The organism is Agrilactobacillus fermenti, from assembly GCF_047943045.1.
In the GTDB taxonomy this organism is placed as follows: domain Bacteria; phylum Bacillota; class Bacilli; order Lactobacillales; family Lactobacillaceae; genus Agrilactobacillus; species Agrilactobacillus fermenti.
Genome location: NZ_CP181347.1, coordinates 1,728,855 through 1,744,223, shown reverse-complemented (window position 1 = coordinate 1,744,223; position 15,369 = coordinate 1,728,855). Strand labels below are relative to the sequence as shown.

Annotated in this window: 18 protein-coding genes; 12 read left to right on the top strand and 6 right to left on the bottom strand. The window is 40.6% G+C overall.

Annotation, left to right across the window (positions count from 1 at the left end):
- Window positions 1–15: 15 nt before the first annotated feature.
- On the bottom strand, window positions 16–408 hold the full coding sequence (locus tag ACNAN0_RS08725) for a DUF2507 domain-containing protein (RefSeq protein WP_416353099.1): 393 nt from the start codon (window positions 406–408) through the stop codon (window positions 16–18).
- Between the two features lie 238 nt (window positions 409–646).
- On the opposite strand from ACNAN0_RS08725, the gene racE reads away from it, so the two are divergent.
- From racE to ACNAN0_RS08710, 3 genes are read left to right on the top strand one after another with little or no spacing between them, the layout of a single operon-like run.
- Window positions 647–1,483 carry a glutamate racemase gene (gene racE / locus ACNAN0_RS08720; RefSeq protein WP_416353098.1) on the top strand — a complete coding sequence of 279 codons (837 nt, stop codon included), beginning with the start codon at window positions 647–649 and terminating at the stop codon, window positions 1,481–1,483.
- A 1-nt stretch (window position 1,484) separates the two neighbouring features.
- Window positions 1,485–2,102, top strand: coding sequence for an XTP/dITP diphosphatase (locus ACNAN0_RS08715; protein WP_230914006.1), 618 nt, complete (start codon window positions 1,485–1,487; stop codon window positions 2,100–2,102).
- Window positions 2,103–2,130: 28 nt separating this feature from the next.
- On the top strand, window positions 2,131–2,649 hold the full coding sequence (locus ACNAN0_RS08710; RefSeq protein ID WP_416353097.1) for a YfcE family phosphodiesterase: 519 nt from the start codon (window positions 2,131–2,133) through the stop codon (window positions 2,647–2,649).
- Here the strand turns inward: ACNAN0_RS08710 and ACNAN0_RS08705 are convergent, their stop codons facing one another.
- Complete coding sequence (locus ACNAN0_RS08705; protein WP_230914008.1) at window positions 2,650–3,381, bottom strand: MIP/aquaporin family protein; 732 nt, start codon at window positions 3,379–3,381, stop codon at window positions 2,650–2,652.
- Between the two features lie 210 nt (window positions 3,382–3,591).
- Here ACNAN0_RS08705 and cbpB point away from each other — a divergent pair, with 210 nt between their 5' ends.
- Genes cbpB through ACNAN0_RS08685 form a run of 4 tightly spaced genes read left to right on the top strand, consistent with a single transcriptional unit; the run spans window position 3,592 to window position 6,389 of the window.
- Window positions 3,592–4,062 (top strand): cyclic-di-AMP-binding protein CbpB, encoded by a 471-nt coding sequence (cbpB, locus tag ACNAN0_RS08700; RefSeq protein ID WP_230914009.1) that lies wholly within the window; start codon window positions 3,592–3,594, stop codon window positions 4,060–4,062.
- Window positions 4,063–4,086: 24 nt separating this feature from the next.
- Window positions 4,087–4,794, top strand: a complete 708-nt coding sequence (dapD, locus tag ACNAN0_RS08695) for a 2,3,4,5-tetrahydropyridine-2,6-dicarboxylate N-acetyltransferase (RefSeq protein WP_230914010.1) — start codon at window positions 4,087–4,089, stop codon at window positions 4,792–4,794.
- 19 nt (window positions 4,795–4,813) lie between these two features.
- On the top strand, window positions 4,814–5,962 hold the full coding sequence (locus ACNAN0_RS08690; RefSeq protein WP_416354186.1) for an N-acetyldiaminopimelate deacetylase: 1,149 nt from the start codon (window positions 4,814–4,816) through the stop codon (window positions 5,960–5,962).
- Window position 5,963: 1 nt separating this feature from the next.
- Window positions 5,964–6,389 carry a bis(5'-nucleosyl)-tetraphosphatase gene (locus ACNAN0_RS08685; protein ID WP_416353096.1) on the top strand — a complete coding sequence of 142 codons (426 nt, stop codon included), beginning with the start codon at window positions 5,964–5,966 and terminating at the stop codon, window positions 6,387–6,389.
- Window positions 6,390–6,475: 86 nt separating this feature from the next.
- On the opposite strand, the gene ACNAN0_RS08680 is transcribed toward ACNAN0_RS08685, so the two are convergent.
- Window positions 6,476–7,372 carry a DUF368 domain-containing protein gene (locus ACNAN0_RS08680; protein WP_416353095.1) on the bottom strand — a complete coding sequence of 299 codons (897 nt, stop codon included), beginning with the start codon at window positions 7,370–7,372 and terminating at the stop codon, window positions 6,476–6,478.
- Between the two features lie 12 nt (window positions 7,373–7,384).
- Entirely contained in the window at window positions 7,385–8,311 is a 927-nt protein-coding gene (locus ACNAN0_RS08675) for a mechanosensitive ion channel family protein (RefSeq protein WP_416353094.1), read from the bottom strand.
- 148 nt (window positions 8,312–8,459) lie between these two features.
- Here ACNAN0_RS08675 and ACNAN0_RS08670 point away from each other — a divergent pair, with 148 nt between their 5' ends.
- The 3 genes from ACNAN0_RS08670 to ACNAN0_RS08660 all read left to right on the top strand — a co-directional run bounded on the left by ACNAN0_RS08670 (window position 8,460) and on the right by ACNAN0_RS08660 (window position 10,184).
- A complete protein-coding gene (locus ACNAN0_RS08670) occupies window positions 8,460–8,882 on the top strand; it encodes a DUF948 domain-containing protein (protein ID WP_230914015.1) in 423 nt (140 codons plus the stop codon).
- Window positions 8,883–8,901: 19 nt separating this feature from the next.
- Window positions 8,902–9,450, top strand: a complete 549-nt coding sequence (locus ACNAN0_RS08665) for a YtxH domain-containing protein (RefSeq protein ID WP_416353093.1) — start codon at window positions 8,902–8,904, stop codon at window positions 9,448–9,450.
- 338 nt (window positions 9,451–9,788) lie between these two features.
- Window positions 9,789–10,184 (top strand): hypothetical protein, encoded by a 396-nt coding sequence (locus tag ACNAN0_RS08660; RefSeq protein WP_416353092.1) that lies wholly within the window; start codon window positions 9,789–9,791, stop codon window positions 10,182–10,184.
- A 435-nt stretch (window positions 10,185–10,619) separates the two neighbouring features.
- On the opposite strand, the gene ACNAN0_RS08655 is transcribed toward ACNAN0_RS08660, so the two are convergent.
- Window positions 10,620–11,720 carry a M24 family metallopeptidase gene (locus ACNAN0_RS08655; RefSeq protein ID WP_416353091.1) on the bottom strand — a complete coding sequence of 367 codons (1,101 nt, stop codon included), beginning with the start codon at window positions 11,718–11,720 and terminating at the stop codon, window positions 10,620–10,622.
- A gap of 183 nt (window positions 11,721–11,903) precedes the next feature.
- On the opposite strand from ACNAN0_RS08655, the gene ccpA reads away from it, so the two are divergent.
- On the top strand, window positions 11,904–12,908 hold the full coding sequence (ccpA, locus tag ACNAN0_RS08650) for a catabolite control protein A (protein WP_230914444.1): 1,005 nt from the start codon (window positions 11,904–11,906) through the stop codon (window positions 12,906–12,908).
- Between the two features lie 336 nt (window positions 12,909–13,244).
- Here the strand turns inward: ccpA and ACNAN0_RS08645 are convergent, their stop codons facing one another.
- Window positions 13,245–14,327, bottom strand: coding sequence for an iron-containing alcohol dehydrogenase family protein (locus ACNAN0_RS08645; RefSeq protein WP_416353090.1), 1,083 nt, complete (start codon window positions 14,325–14,327; stop codon window positions 13,245–13,247).
- 92 nt (window positions 14,328–14,419) lie between these two features.
- On the opposite strand from ACNAN0_RS08645, the gene ACNAN0_RS08640 reads away from it, so the two are divergent.
- Window positions 14,420–15,292, top strand: coding sequence for an alpha/beta hydrolase fold domain-containing protein (locus ACNAN0_RS08640; RefSeq protein WP_416353089.1), 873 nt, complete (start codon window positions 14,420–14,422; stop codon window positions 15,290–15,292).
- Window positions 15,293–15,369: the final 77 nt, after the last annotated feature.

Sequence of the window (15,369 nt, the reverse complement as noted above, 5' to 3'; positions counted from 1 at the left end):
GCTAGAATTTTAGTTTCAATCAACCATTTTTTCGGACTGATCTTGAGTTGTATCAAAATCGGCGGGATCTTTAGGGTCACTTTGAATCGTAATGTGAACCAGACTGTGTTTATGATCGACTTCACAAATACCTTCAACAATGACACCCAATTCTTGCTGCAACTGTTGGGCTAAAAAGCCGGTTTCTAAGTGGAAATCAGCGGCATCATTCATGGCCAAGCGTTCAATAACAGGATCGCCTTGGAGATCAAAATAATATTGGTTTTGTTTTTGCTTCGTTAGGGTCAGGGCACCAAAGCCAAACATGACAAAATAGTTTTGAATGGTCTCAATATCAGGTAGGGCAACTTTGCGTGCCAGTTGTTTGCCAGCCCAATAGCTAATTTCTTTGGTATTAGTTGTTAACAAGTCGGGATGAGTAGATCTCTAAGTAAGCTGATACCAGCAAAACTGCTGCCAGTAGAAATATTTTCAAATTTGGATCGTAATGCATCGGACATGAACGTTCCTCCTGATTTGGTTATAAGTGTATTATACTTTTGCCTGGCTTGATATGCTAGGTTCTAAGCGATAAACTTGAATTTTTTCTGCAAAAAGCCCATCATTATTGATGGCTTATCATAATATAGATGCTAAGGAGTTCATTATGAATAAACAACCCATTGGATTCTTAGATTCAGGCGTCGGTGGTCTGACCGTCGTTAAAGAAGCGATGCGCCAGTTACCTCATGAAAAAATTATTTTCATTGGTGACCAAGCACGAATTCCTTACGGACCCAGACCACAACAACAAGTCATTGAATTTACGAAAGAATTAACACAATTTTTATTAAAAAAACAAATCAAAATGCTAGTCATTGCTTGTAATACAGCAACGGCTGAGGCACTCAGTACGATCAAACCCCAGTTAGATATCCCCGTGGTTGGTGTGATTTTACCAGGTAGCCGAGCAGCAATTAAAGCGACAAGAAACCAACATATCGGTATTATTGGTACGGAAGGTACAGTCAAATCTGATGCTTACGCACGGGTGATTCAGTCAAAAAGCAAACATATCCAAGTGTTTAGCATTGCTGCCCCCAAGTTTGTACCTATCGTGGAAAGTAATGAGTACCGGTCTGTTTTAGCCAAGAAGGTTGTTGCTGAAACGCTGGAACCTTTCAAACAGCATCCTGTGGACACATTGGTGATGGGCTGCACACATTACCCACTACTGCGACCATTGATCCAAAATGTGATGGGGCCAAGGGTAAAGCTAATTGATCCAGGCGCAGAGACAGCTAGTGAAGTTTCCACGTTGCTGGATTACTTTGATATTGCCAACGATGATCAAGAATATCAACCAGTACATGAGTTTTATACTACCGGTTCTACGAAAATGTTCGCCGAAATTGCGGGTGATTGGTTAAATATGCCTGATATTAAACCACAACATGTTGCTTTGCAGGCGATCAAACTAAACCAAGTTGGAGTTGAATCATAAAATGTCTAAATTGCCAAAAGTCGTTGTCATTGCAACCAAAAATATGGGAAAAGCTCGAGAGTTTGCGGCTTTGTTCGCTGAAGACGGGATCGAAACAAAGTCATTGTTAGACTTTGAACGGGTACCAGAGATTAACGAAAATGGGACAACATTTGAAGCAAATGCGCGTATTAAGGCCGACACAGTTAGCGCGTTTTTGGATCTACCGGTTTTAGCCGACGATTCAGGGCTGAGCGTTGACTATTTGTACGGTCAGCCTGGTGTGCATTCAGCGCGTTATGCAGGTGATCATAATGATGCGGCTAACAATGCAAGATTGCTGGCGGAAATGGCTGGGGTGCCCCCTGAGAAACGGACAGCCGCTTTTCACTCAGTTTTGGTATTTGCTAAACCTGACCAACCAGCTCAAGATTTAGTTGTATCTGGTACGATTGCTGGCCGTATTGCCAGTTTCCCTCGGGGAGAAAATGGGTTCGGTTATGATGTGTTATTTGAATTACCAGATTTAAAGAAGACAATGGCTGAAATTTCAGCTAGTGAAAAAAATAAAATTAGTCATCGTGCCAAAGCGATGGCAAAGCTTGAGCAGCAATGGCGCCAATGGTGGCTTGCAAATTAGTGGGTAAAATTGATCAGGAGAGATTAAGATGGAGTATTTGGTAGTCAGTGATAATCACGGTGATCAAGATATTTTACAAAAATTATTGGCTGTTTACGGCAACCGGGTTGATGCTTTTATTCATTGTGGCGATTCCGAATTAACCTTTACAGATGAGTTGGTATCAAAAATGACAATTGTGCGTGGGAATATGGATTTTGATGACCGCTTTCCATTAACAATGATTTTAAAAAATACGGTCGACAAAATATTTGTTGCCCATGGGCACCGCTTGAACGTTAATTTTGGGCTGGATCAGCTCTATCTAGCGGCTCTGAAGGTACAAGCAAATATAGCTTTTTATGGGCACACGCATCAATTGGGCTGCACTATGTCTAATGGTGTATTTATCTTAAATCCCGGCTCCATTAGTCAACCCCGAGGGGAATATGCAGCCCTTGGCGGTACTTTTGCTCTGGTTCATTCTGACGAAAAAAAAATAGTTGCCGACTATTATGATCGACAACTAAAACAGGTTAAAACTTTGCATTTTGAATTTAAAAAATAATTAATGTAAGAATAATAGCTTATATAATGCAATAGCTAGGATTCCGGCAAAAATTGGGGCAGCTACGGGTACCCAAGCGTAATCCCATTGAGAAGAACCTTTGTGTTTCAAAGGTAGCAGGCTGTGTAAAATTCGCGGTCCCAAATCTCGAGCTGGATTTAGTGCCGGTCCAGTTGGGCCGCCTAGTGAAGCGACTAAAGTCATGACCAAGAAGCCTAATGCCAAATGAGCGGTTCCTAAGTTATCTTTGAAAAATGGGGCCTTGGTAATACCTAAAGCTGAGAAAAAGAGAACGAATGAACCGACAAATTCGGAAATGAAGCCGTTAAGTTTGCTTGTTGTGGCATCGATAGTCGCAAATGTCCCCAAAATGTGCTCTGGGTCCTCAGTAATATCATAGTGCGGTTTATAAGTTGCAACAACGACTGCTTGTCCAGCAATAGCACCAAGCATCTGCACCAAGATATAAGGTAGAGCTTCTGCCCATGGGAAAAGGCCGCTAGCAGCTAAACCGATCGTAAAGGCTGGGTTAATATGATTTCCTGAAATACTACCAAATAGTAAGGCGGGAATCATCACGCCGCAGCCGTAACCGATGGCAATAATCATCCAACCCGAACTATTACCTTTAGTCCCCTTTAAGTCAACATTTGCGACCGATCCGTTACCAAGCATGACCATGAAGGCCGTTCCAATAAATTCCGCAGCTAGGCGCGTGCCCAGAGTGAACATATATTTTCCTCCTTAAATGAAATGAACCTTAGAATCTTACCAAAAAAAATGGCATTAGTAAATAGTACTAATAGGTGAATAATTTTTACATGTTTATGATATTTTCTAGTGCCATAGGTGAGGTTTCTTTTTTTATTCACACAAAATTACTAAATTTACTTATTTTTATTGCTATACTTTTAATAAATATCGTTAGCTAAGGAGTTTTTTATGATATCAAAACAAATTAGTACGTTTTTAATGCAAAACAAACGGCACTTTCTGATTCCCGCGAGTCAAGTCGCTACAGTACAGGTAGATAATTCATTGACCCATGCCTTTATGGTTTTGAGCAAACTTGGCTATAGCCGTATTCCTGTTGTGCGTGACGATGCTAAATTTGCTGGTGAGTTATCTATGCCAATGATAACTGAACAAATGCTGAAATTAGATGAGATTGACACCAGTTGTTTGGATCAAATGACTGTTGCCGATGTAATGGATGAAACTGTTAATACGGTTAACAATCCGTATGATTTGGAAGAAATTATGCACTTATTAGTAGATGACAACTTTTTGCCAGTGGTTTCAGAGGCTCAAGATTTTGTCGGCATTATTACCAGACGCGAAATGATGAAAAGTTTAAATTTTTTAGCGCATAACTTTGATAAAAGTCAACTTTTATTAGATAATGAGAAATAATTAATTTTATAAGGAGTTGGATTTATGGCACAGAACGCACAAGAAATTATTGATTATATTGGCAACGCGAAAAAGAAAACACCAGTTAAAGTATACATAAAGGGCAATCTAACAGATCTGTCAGTACCAGATACCATTGAAGCTTATCTAGAAACTAAAACCGGTGTCTTGTTTGGAGATTGGTCTGTTGTGCAAGCTTTCTTAAAAGAGCATACTCAAGCAGTTACGCAGTATCGCATTGAAAATGATGCGCGTAACTCGGCCGTACCAATGGCAGACTTGAAACAATATAATGCGCGGATCGAACCTGGAGCAATCATTCGGGATCAAGTAACTATTGGTGCTAATGCGGTCATTATGATGGGTGCCATTATTAATATTGGTGCTGAAATTGGTGAAGATACAATGATCGATATGGGGGCTGTTTTAGGTGGCCGCGCAACTGTTGGCAAGCATGCCCATATTGGCGCTGGCGCAGTGTTGGCTGGTGTGATCGAACCACCTTCGGCTCAACCCGTAATTATTGAAGACGATGTGTTGGTTGGTGCCAATGCTGTTGTTATTGAAGGGGTTCATGTGGGTAAAGGTGCGGTAGTTGCTGCTGGCGCAATCGTAACCGAAGATGTTCCTGCCAATACAGTTGTCGCTGGTGTCCCTGCAAAAGTGATCAAACAAATCGATGCTAAAACGCGCAGCAAAACGGAACTACAAGATGCTTTGCGTCATATTTGATCTTTCTTTTTAGGAGGCTATTCAGTTGTTAACAGAAGCGCAGTTGATTACAATTCGGCGACAGTTACATCAGATTCCAGAAATTGGCTTAGAAGAACATGAAACGCAAGCATTTTTGCTGCAACAGATTCACCAGCTGCCGCAGGATTTCTTAACGATCAAGACCCACGACACAGCTATATTAGTTCGGGTGCAAGGTAAAATTGGACAACGGACGATCGGTTATCGCACCGATATTGATGGGCTGCCAGTTACGGAAGCAACTGGGCTACCTTATGCTTCTAAGCATCCTGGAAAGATGCATGCTTGTGGCCATGATATTCATATGACTGTGGCACTGGGGTTATTATCTAGTTTTGCTGCACAACAACCAGAAAATAATTTTGTTTTCATTTTCCAGCCGGCTGAAGAAAATGCCAGTGGCGGCAAGCGGCTATATGAAAGCGGCGCTTTGAATGAATGGCTGCCAGATGAAATTTATGGGCTGCATGACAATCCTCAGTTACCCACGGGGGCAATTGGCTGTCGCATGGGGACACTATTTGCTGGAACCTGTGAGATCCACATCACTTTAACGGGAAAATCCGGTCATGCGGCTTATCCACATTTGGCTAATGATATGGTTGTTGTTGGGGCCGAACTCGTGACCCAGCTACAGACAATTGTCAGCCGTAATGTCGACCCAATTGAAGGAGCAGTGGTGACTTTAGGCCACTTCAATGCAGGGACGACCATGAATGTTATTGCTGGTACCGCACAGATCGATGGCACGATTCGCGCCTTGACCCAAAAAATGAATCGTCATGTCCAAGAACGGGTGCGCCAAATTGTCCATGGTCTTGAGGCTATGTACCAATGCCAAGCTGATTTAAAGTTGGAACAGGGTGGGTATTTACCCGTTGAAAATAATCCTGAATTGACAGCTAATTTTATCGACTTCATGAAGCAAGCACCAGATGTGAATTTTATTGAGACCCAACCAGCTATGACTGGAGAAGACTTTGGCTTTTTGCTGTCTAAAATTCCAGGAACTATGTTTTGGTTAGGTGTGGATAGCCCTTATGCCTTGCATTCGGATCATATGGCGCCCCATGAAGCGGCAATTCAAATCGGCTTAAATGCGATCGAACCATTTTTACGTTATCGTGACGGGCAGGTGACACATTAACATGGCACAGGAAGTAGCAACTGGCGCGGTGATTTATTCAGAGAACAGTCAAGGTGTACGGCAGTATTTATTAGTTAAAAGTAAAGACCGTGATTTCTGGGGGTTTGCTAAAGGACACGTTGAAACAGGTGAAATCTATGAAGCGGCCGCCATTCGCGAAATCAGAGAAGAGACTGGGCTTGATGTGCAAGTCGATACAAATTTCGCTGAGAAAATTACGTATCCTTTGGCTAACGGTGCCGAGAAGGTCTCAATTTTTTACATTAGTCATGTGGCTCAATTACCCAAGACACATAAACAATTGTCAGAAATTAGTGACATTCAGTGGTTACCTTATGAACAAGCACGTCAGCGATTGACTTATGATAATTTAAAAGTTGTATTGGCAAAAGCTGAAACTTATTTGAATCAAACAAATCATAATTAGGACACGGTAATGTGTGTTAAATAAAAAATCGATTGATGTTTGTCATAATAAGACGACATCAGTCGATTTTTTGATTTTATTTAAAATCATGAGTCATTGTCAGGTTTATCTAGAAAAATGGTTGCGAGAACACCTATTATGATCATGACACCAATCCATAAATAAGTACTCAAGGTTAAGTTTACGGGTAAGGCTGGTTGAATACCACTTTGCCACAAAGTGACACTAGCCGCAATAACGACCCCTAAAACGCCGTAGTAGACCTGACCTTCAAAGTGTGCCAGCAGATAATGCATTAATTTGGCTACTAAGATGGTGCCAATCAATGCACCGATCATAAATGGCAGGATCAAGGCAACCGATTTTAAATCTTGCTGGGCTGCGACAAAATTTCCGCCTAAAATATGTTTCAAGACATTGGTGCTTTTACCTACCGCATTGTAAATCGTGCCGTATTGACCAATGACCATGAGCATGATCGAACCAGAAATACCGGGAATCAGCATCAGCGCGACGGCAAAACCGCCAGCAAAAAGCATTTGCCCAAAATCTTGAACATTGTGTAAGGCAGAAATTTGAATATAACTTTCACTGTGCCCACTACCCAGTAAGGTTAGTCCCATAATCAGAATAAATCCGAATACTGGTAAAAGTGGGAGCCACCAACGAAAGGTTACGAGCCGCATTTTTTTCCAAATAAATGGCAGAATGCCTAAAACCAAACCTAAGAAAAAGGCATAGGCCGGGATAGGGAAGCGTTGCGAGAGCCAAAGAACCACTTTTGTGGAAACAATGATGCCGATGACTGCACCGATACCGATAGGGGTTAAAAATTTAAGCTGTTGTTTGGGTGCTTTACGAAAATTATTGATTGCTTTGATCAGAGGTTCGTATAAACCAACGATCACGGCAAAAATACTACCAGATAAACCTGGAATCACTAACGCAATCCCAATCAAAAAACCTTTAATAATATTAATCAATTAGTTGTCTCCTTAATTAGGCTTTGGGGCAAGAAAATTTAAATCTAGAGGCGTTTGAGGTAGATCAATTTGATTAGTCTTAAAAGCAGCAAGATAAGCCGCCAAAAATTCACGCTGAACCGTTAGTTCATCACCATTTATGGTATACATTTGTACCTGGTAGGCAAGTTCACCGTGGCCCAGGTCATTAACGCCTAGTAAGTCTGGGCCTTGACGAATGGTATCAAAGCGAGGTACGAGTTTTTGATTCACTTGTTCGATGATTTTTTTCAACTGGGAAATATCCGTTTGTGGGTAAATTCGAATATTAAGTAAAACTTGACGGTTGCCACGGGATTTATTGCTAACGATCGTTATATTACGATTAGGGATAAAATTAAGTGTCCCATCGAAACTTTTGACCTGTGTGGTGCGCAGACCGATGGCATGGATCGTACCGGTAATCGTGCCAATTTTGACCACATCACCTACGTCAAACTGCTGCTCTACAAGAATGAAAAGTCCAGTGACCAGATCATTCACAAATCCTTGAGCGCCAAGACCAATCGCTAAACTTAAAATACCAGCGCCAGCAATCAAGGTACCAACCGGCACGCCTAAAGTTGATAAGATGGCATAAACATAGAAGAAAATTAACAGATAGGTGTAGAGGTTATTGATCAGTGAGCGAATCGTTCCTACACGATTGACCGAGAATTTTTCATTTTTAGCATAACGGTCAAAAACATGATTAATGATACGTTTGCCCACTTTGTTTAGAATAAAAAATAACACGGTTAAAGCAATGATCGTCAAGGTGGCGACAATGACTTTAGAAACAATTTGGTCCCAATCAATACCTGCCCATAATCGTTGAAAAACATTGGTATTTTTTTTAATTGTCTGCAGTGAATTTTCTGTGATTGAGTTTTGAGCCGCTAAAATAAGTTTGATCGACATAGTTTCTTTCTCCATTAATTAGTTTCTAATAGTTAGTGTATCATGAACAACTAACGGTACAAAATAATTACTTGAAGCTGTTAATTGAAGCCGCTGACAAATAATGATATGCTAAAACTAACAATTGGAATTGCGGAGGTAAGAAATCGTGAGTGGTAGTGAAATTGCAGCATTGATCGCAGCTATTGCGTTTTTGATTCTAGTCGTTTTTATCGTGATGTTATTGTTGCGGTTGACAAAAGTCGTGGCTGAATTGAAAGATAGTGTTAAATTGGTCAATCAGACGGTAACGATCGTTAATGATAAGTCGGAAGTTTTGATGACCCAAGTCGAAAGTTTATTAGATAAGAGTAATACACTTTTAGATGACGTGAACGGTAAGGTCAAAGAGCTCGACCCCGTATTTGTTGCAGCCGGGGATCTAGGGACGAGTATTTCTGATTTGAATGCTTCTTCCAGAAATCTTGCAACTAAAGTGACTCATGCCACCGCAACGACCGGTAAAGTCGGTTTGTTTGCTAAGAGTGTTGGCGCCGTCAATCGCATGCGATTACGTCGTAAACAAAAATAAAAATTGGAGGTAGACGTTTATGAGTGAAAAAAAAGGACATTTTTTTGCAGGCTTGTTAATTGGTAGTGCCGCTGCTTTTGGGGCGACGATGTTTTTAGCACCCAAGACTGGGGCCGAAACTCAGGCTAAACTAAAACAATTACTTGGCCATACCAAGTCTAAGAGCAAAGATTTTTATGGCTATGCCAGCGATGCGGCTGAAGATCTGAAAGATAATTCCAGTGAAAAAGTCAGCCAATTATTGTCAAAGACCAACCATAAAATTTCAGATTTGAACTTAGAAGATAAGAAGGCTAATGCTAAAGCAACTTTTGATTCCGCAACTGCTAGTCTGCGGGATCAATTTGGTAAGGCTAAAGCACAGATGGGCCACGATAAAAGCGATAAAGCAAATTACGATGATATTGTGATCGATGCGACTAATTCCGCAACTGATACGATCGATACAGCTAACGAAGCAGCTCAATCAGCTTTTGAAGAGGCTAAAGGCGCCGCGGAACAAACAGCAAGTGCTGCAAAGCAACAAGTTGAAACTGTTAAAGACAAGGCAACCAGTACAGATCAATAATTTTTGGGCTGGCATTAAATCGTTAAATTAAGAAACGCCTAAGTTAGATCAGCGGCGTAAATTACAACAAAAAAGTTAGACAGTTAATAGAATTTTAAGTGATGGTTTGATTTCGATATTTGATCGGAGTCAAACCTTTTTGTTTTCTGTCGTTAGACCTAGTGGTGTACCATAAGACATGAAGTAGAAAACTATCTGTTAAGTTGATGTTGGTACGCGATCAAATTATCTATTTAATTGAATTTGCAAAATTTAAGTTGACGCTGCGATCGGGCAGGAAAATCTCAGAAGTACTTGGCTCAAATTTGGACGCCTCTTTTGGTTAAGGAGGACTAGTTATGAAATTTAGAAAATTAACCGATGAACGCTTAATTCAAAAACGTCTGTCTAATACGCGCGTCCTTTTTAATTTACAAACTGCCCTCATCATTTTTACAATTATTATTGAGACGATTAATAAGGGGTTTTCATCACTCCCTAACAATCCATTAGTATTCATATTTACAGTAACTACTGTTGCGATGGCCTTTCAGGAAATGTTTATCTCTCGGGATGTTTATAAAAACACCCCCATATATCAAATTGGACTTGGACTTCTAATTAATTTGGCAATTATTGGCTTGATTTTATTTACGTTTAACGGTCTTTCTGCGTTAGCATATGTATTAATTCTAGTGCTGACATCCATTGTTACTTTTGCAATTGCAGTTGGTATTTTTAAGGCCCGTAAATAATTTTTAGGAAAGGCGGTAAGCAGCCATGAAATTCGTGTGTGATAACTGTGGTCGCAAAATCGAGGTTTGGGAAAAAACTTTTTTCTTTTTTGAACTGCCTGAGAGGTCTTTTACAGAGATACAAGCATTTCTGCATCGGAACGCAAAGTGTTACTGCCAGCAATGCATTAATATTATAAATAGAAATAATTAGTTTATAATGTTAATGCTGATTTCGGGTAATATGCGCATTTGGATTTCAAAAATCTATTTTCTTCATAAAAAAGAGACTTGCTAACAAAAATAACAAGCCTCTTTTTTATGAAGAAAATGACTAGTAGTTGGCAACAAAACATTAGTTTTATTTCTGACACATACTAGAAATTATTTTAATCATGGGTCACTTCAACTTCGTCAAAACTAAATTGAGTATTTTTGGTGGCATTAACTCAACTTTTATAAAGGTAGTTCGATCAATTCTTTGGTTGTATGGGTAAATGGTTCGTTACCAGTTTCAGTCAAGTGAATGCAATCTTCGATGCGGACCCCGGCAACCTTAGGGATATAAATACCCGGTTCAATTGAGAAGCACATGCCGGGTTTTAATTCTAAATCATTGCCAGCCATGATTGATGGAAATTCATGGTCGGACATCCCAATACCATGGCCTAAGCGATGAATAAAGTAATCGCCGTAGCCCGCCTTCGTGATGATGTCACGAGCAACTTGATCCAATTCAGCTGCGGTAATACCTGGCTTTGCAGCATCCATCGCCGCTAATTGAGCTTCTAAGCAGACTTTATAAATGTCACGTGATTTATCATCGATCTTGCCATAGGCGACGGTTCTAGAAGCATCACTCATGTAACCTTTATGATTGGTCCCCAAATCGAACAGGACTAAAGCGTTAGGCTTAATTTTTTCAGGGAGTGGGGCACCATGAGGGTTTGCAGCGTTGGCGCCACTTTGGACAATAGTGTCAAAACTCATATGCATCACACCTTGTTTCATCATCGCATATTCGATTTCTGCGACGACCTGTTGTTCGGTGCGTGCACTGGAAACGGCCTCAAAACCAACTTTGAAGGCATTGTCAGCTTCTTTACCAGCAGCAATCATTAATTGAATCTCAGCATCGGTTTTGAAAAGCTTTTGGTGGGCGACGAAGTCAGTGACATCAATATCGAATTCGGCGTTTGGAAAGTGGGCGATCAGAGCCTCGTAACGTTTGAATTGCAGCTGTGCTTTTTCAATGCCCCATTTGATTGGGTTAGCGACACGCCGTTTGATTTGATCGGCAATCATCGCATAAGCATCCTCGTGGTCAAGGTAACCATAAACGTCATAAGGCCAACCAGTAGCTTTCACAACTTCGACTTCTAATGCGGGCGCAAAAATAAATGGTTCTTGATCAGCGAATACAAATAGACCCAAAGTTCGTTCATGAGGTTCACTGTAAAAACCAGTATAGTAATTGATGTTTACTGGATCACTAATATAAACGACATCTAACTGTTGATCTTGCGTCCATTGACGTAATTTGGCTAAATTTTCCATGACAAAACTTCCTTTTTCATCTTTTACTTTTAAGTATAGCATAGGTTTTTGAACTCATTTTCAAAAAACAGGGTTCGAAAAAAATACCGTGTTTTCATGAAAATTTCATAAAAACGCTTGCATTTTTGGTTTAACAATGTTAAATTTATTTCTGACAAATGAAAATGATGGGGGTACGACGACATGGATAAACAAACAATTACAATCTATGACGTTGCCCGTGAAGCGAATGTTTCAATGGCAACGGTCTCTCGGGTTGTAAACGGCAATCCAAATGTAAAACCTGCAACACGACAAAAAGTACTAAAAGTTATTGAGGAATTAGACTATCGGCCAAATGCAGTTGCTCGTGGCTTAGCTAGCAAGAAAACAACAACCGTTGGGGTAATCATTCCTGACGTGACTAATATTTATTTCTCTTCGTTAGCTCGTGGGATTGATGATGTTGCAACGATGTATAAATACAATATTATTTTGGCGAATTCTGAAGAAAATGGGCCTAAGGAAATTCAAGTATTGAACAGTCTATTTGCCAAACAAGTAGATGGTTTGATTTATATGGGTCATACATTATCTGATGAAGTACGCGCTGAATTTTCCCGTGCTAAAACGCCAGTTGTTTTGGCAGGTACGATTGATCCTGACGAACAAGTGGGCAGTGTGAATATTGATTACACTGAAGCTTCTCGTCATGTGGTCGATAAACTGATCAAGGACGGCAATCAAAAGGTTGCGTTTATCAGCGGTGACTTAAACTACCCTATTAATGGAAAATATCGTTTAGAAGGTTATAAACAGGCCCTTAAAGCTAACAAGCTGCCATTTGACGACAGTTTGGTTTTTGAAACTGATTATAGTTATAAAGCAGGGGAAGCACTCTGGTCGCAATTACAAGCAGCTGGTGCGACCGCAGCTTATGTGATCGATGATGAATTGGCAGTTGGTGTAATGAATGGCATGATCGACCATGGCATTAAAGTGCCGGAGGAATTCCAGATCATCACCAGCAATAATACGATCCTAACCGAAATGGTACGGCCAAAAATCACTTCGATCAGTCAACCCCTTTACGACATTGGTGCAGTTGCAATGCGGCTTTTGACAAAGATGATGAATAAGGAAGAAATTGATGAAAAAACAATTTTGTTGCCTTATGATATGGTGCAACGGGAGTCAACAAAAGCTTAAATAATTGTGACAAATGTGCTTGTCACCCGTAAATTTTGGCACATGGTTAAAGTTAAATTGGTGGTAATTAAACAGAGTGGCTGAGACAAAACTAACGTTTTGTTTTCAGCCACTTGTTAATTACGAATATTTATTGCTTAAACGTGTGCCAAAAGGCAATGTCCTCACTTAACTACGAATCACTCAAATGGAAAGGCCCACCATTTGAGTGACTCTTGTTAGTGCTCGGCCACTGAACGCCTTTTGTCTCACTCTCTCTATTTATTTTACAATTAATTGAAACAGCTAGCATGAATCTTGCAAATCATGGTCGTTGAACCTCTGCTGTCTCGTGGACTAGATCGTTTGTTGATCAATCGCTTCCACATTATGAATGGCTTCTAAAACATCCGCTGACGTGAGTTGAGGATTTAATAATTTAAAACTCTCATGGTCGCTAGCCGCAAAAGCAGCAACCTTTTGTAAATCAGCTTGATCACCTTCAGCAACATCTAGACCAGATAAGTTGGTTGGTAACCCTACGCTGTCATAAAATGGCTTTAATTTACGGATCTCATCATAGTCACCTGTATAAGCAAGCTGGACGAGAATACCGTAAGCTACTTTATTGCCGTGTAAGATTTTATGGGTGGCTTCAATATACGATAAACCATTGTGGACAGCGTGGGCACCAGCCATGCGACCATATTCAGCAGCAAAACCACCCACAGTACCCGCTAAGCCAATAACCGTATCGGCAATTCGACCAAAGGCGGGCGTTGATTGTTGTTCGGCTAGACTTGCTAAAGCCACCGAAGCGTCATTGAGTAAGATATTTAAAATTTCTTTGGCACTGGCAATACCTAGTCGGATAAAAGCTGTTTTAGCCGTCGCATCTAGTTTGCGTGTGAGACCTTCAATTTCATACCATTTGGCTAAGGTGTCACCAATGCCGGCTACCAGATAGGCTTTGGGTGTTTGTAAAAGCAAAGTCCAGTCTACAAGAGTTAAATCAGGGGCTTTTTTGAAATAAGCCACACGTTTAAATGTGTGATCTGGATGGTAAATGGCACCAATTGGGGTATAGGGTGCACAATTAGAAATTAATGTGGGAATTGAAACAAAATTAGCCTTTAAATTCTCAGCTGTAACTTTAGCCGTATCTAACAGACGGCCGCCACCAATACCGATAATGGTATCCACCTGACCGATTTTTTCCGCTAAGACTTGGCCATTTTCATCACTAGCCGTCCCATCGTAGAGATAAGTTTGATACGGTAACGTTTTTTGATAAAAGTTTTCGAAGACGCTGAAAGACTGGTTGCCAGTAATTACGGCGCACGTCCCGAAATCTTTTAAATAATCTTCTAGGCCATCTAAGATATGGTCGCCGCTGACATAACGATTGGCACCAGGCCGTAGTTCACTTGCTGAATTCATGATGAAGCCCCCTAATAAAATAAGAAAATGATAAGAGCAATTTTAGTATTTACTCATTAAAATGTCAAATTTAATTGAAAGGTTGTGCCTTGATGCAATATATATCGATTCCAGATCAACAACATAGGCGGGTAACCTTGATTCCAGAAATAACTTATCAAAATGAAGCTTATTGGTTTGGGCAAACTAGGCGTGATTGGCGGATGAGTTTATTGTTGCCGTTTGACTATAATCAGCAGCAACAACGGCATCCGGTAGTTATTTGGTTGTCGGGTGGCAGTTGGCAAATGAGTGATCGTAGCGCGTATTTACCAGAGTTGACCTATTTAGCTCGCGCTGGGTATGTGGTTGCTAGTATTGATTATCATATGGGTATGGAGGGCACTTTTCCAATTCAAATCCGCGATGTCCGTCGAGCAATTAATTATCTAACGGAACAGCAATCCGTTTATCATTTAGATATGCAAGCAATTACGCTGATGGGAGATTCAGCAGGTGGACATTTGGCCTTAATGACGGGTTATACGTCGCAAGAAAAAACGTTAATGACACTTGATTTGCCGCCGATACCTAAGATTCAAAATGTTGTTGCTTACTACGCCCCTAGTGATTTGGTAGCTTTATGGGAAGGCTATCAACAGCGGGTGCCACAAGCAGCACAATTCATGTATTCAGCACCGTTAAAAAATCTGTTAGGTGTCATGGCTTTTGATGCGGCAAAATTCCAGGCGGCTAGCCCGATCAACTATGTTTCTGATCAGGTACCAGCGACACTTCTACTACAAGGTGACCGCGATCACTGGGTTCCTTTGGATCAAAGCAAACGCCTTTATCAACGGTTACAGGCTGAAAAGATTCGCTCAGAATTACTGATCTTAAAAGCGGGCAACCATATTGACAGCCGTTTTTTTGCACCGGCAGTTAAGACAAGGGTACTCGATTTTATCCAAAACACAGTACAGTAGGTCAAGAAAGTTTAAGTAAAGCAGCTTTAATATAAATTAAAAACACCTAAAACAACCAAAATAATTCATTTCGTTGT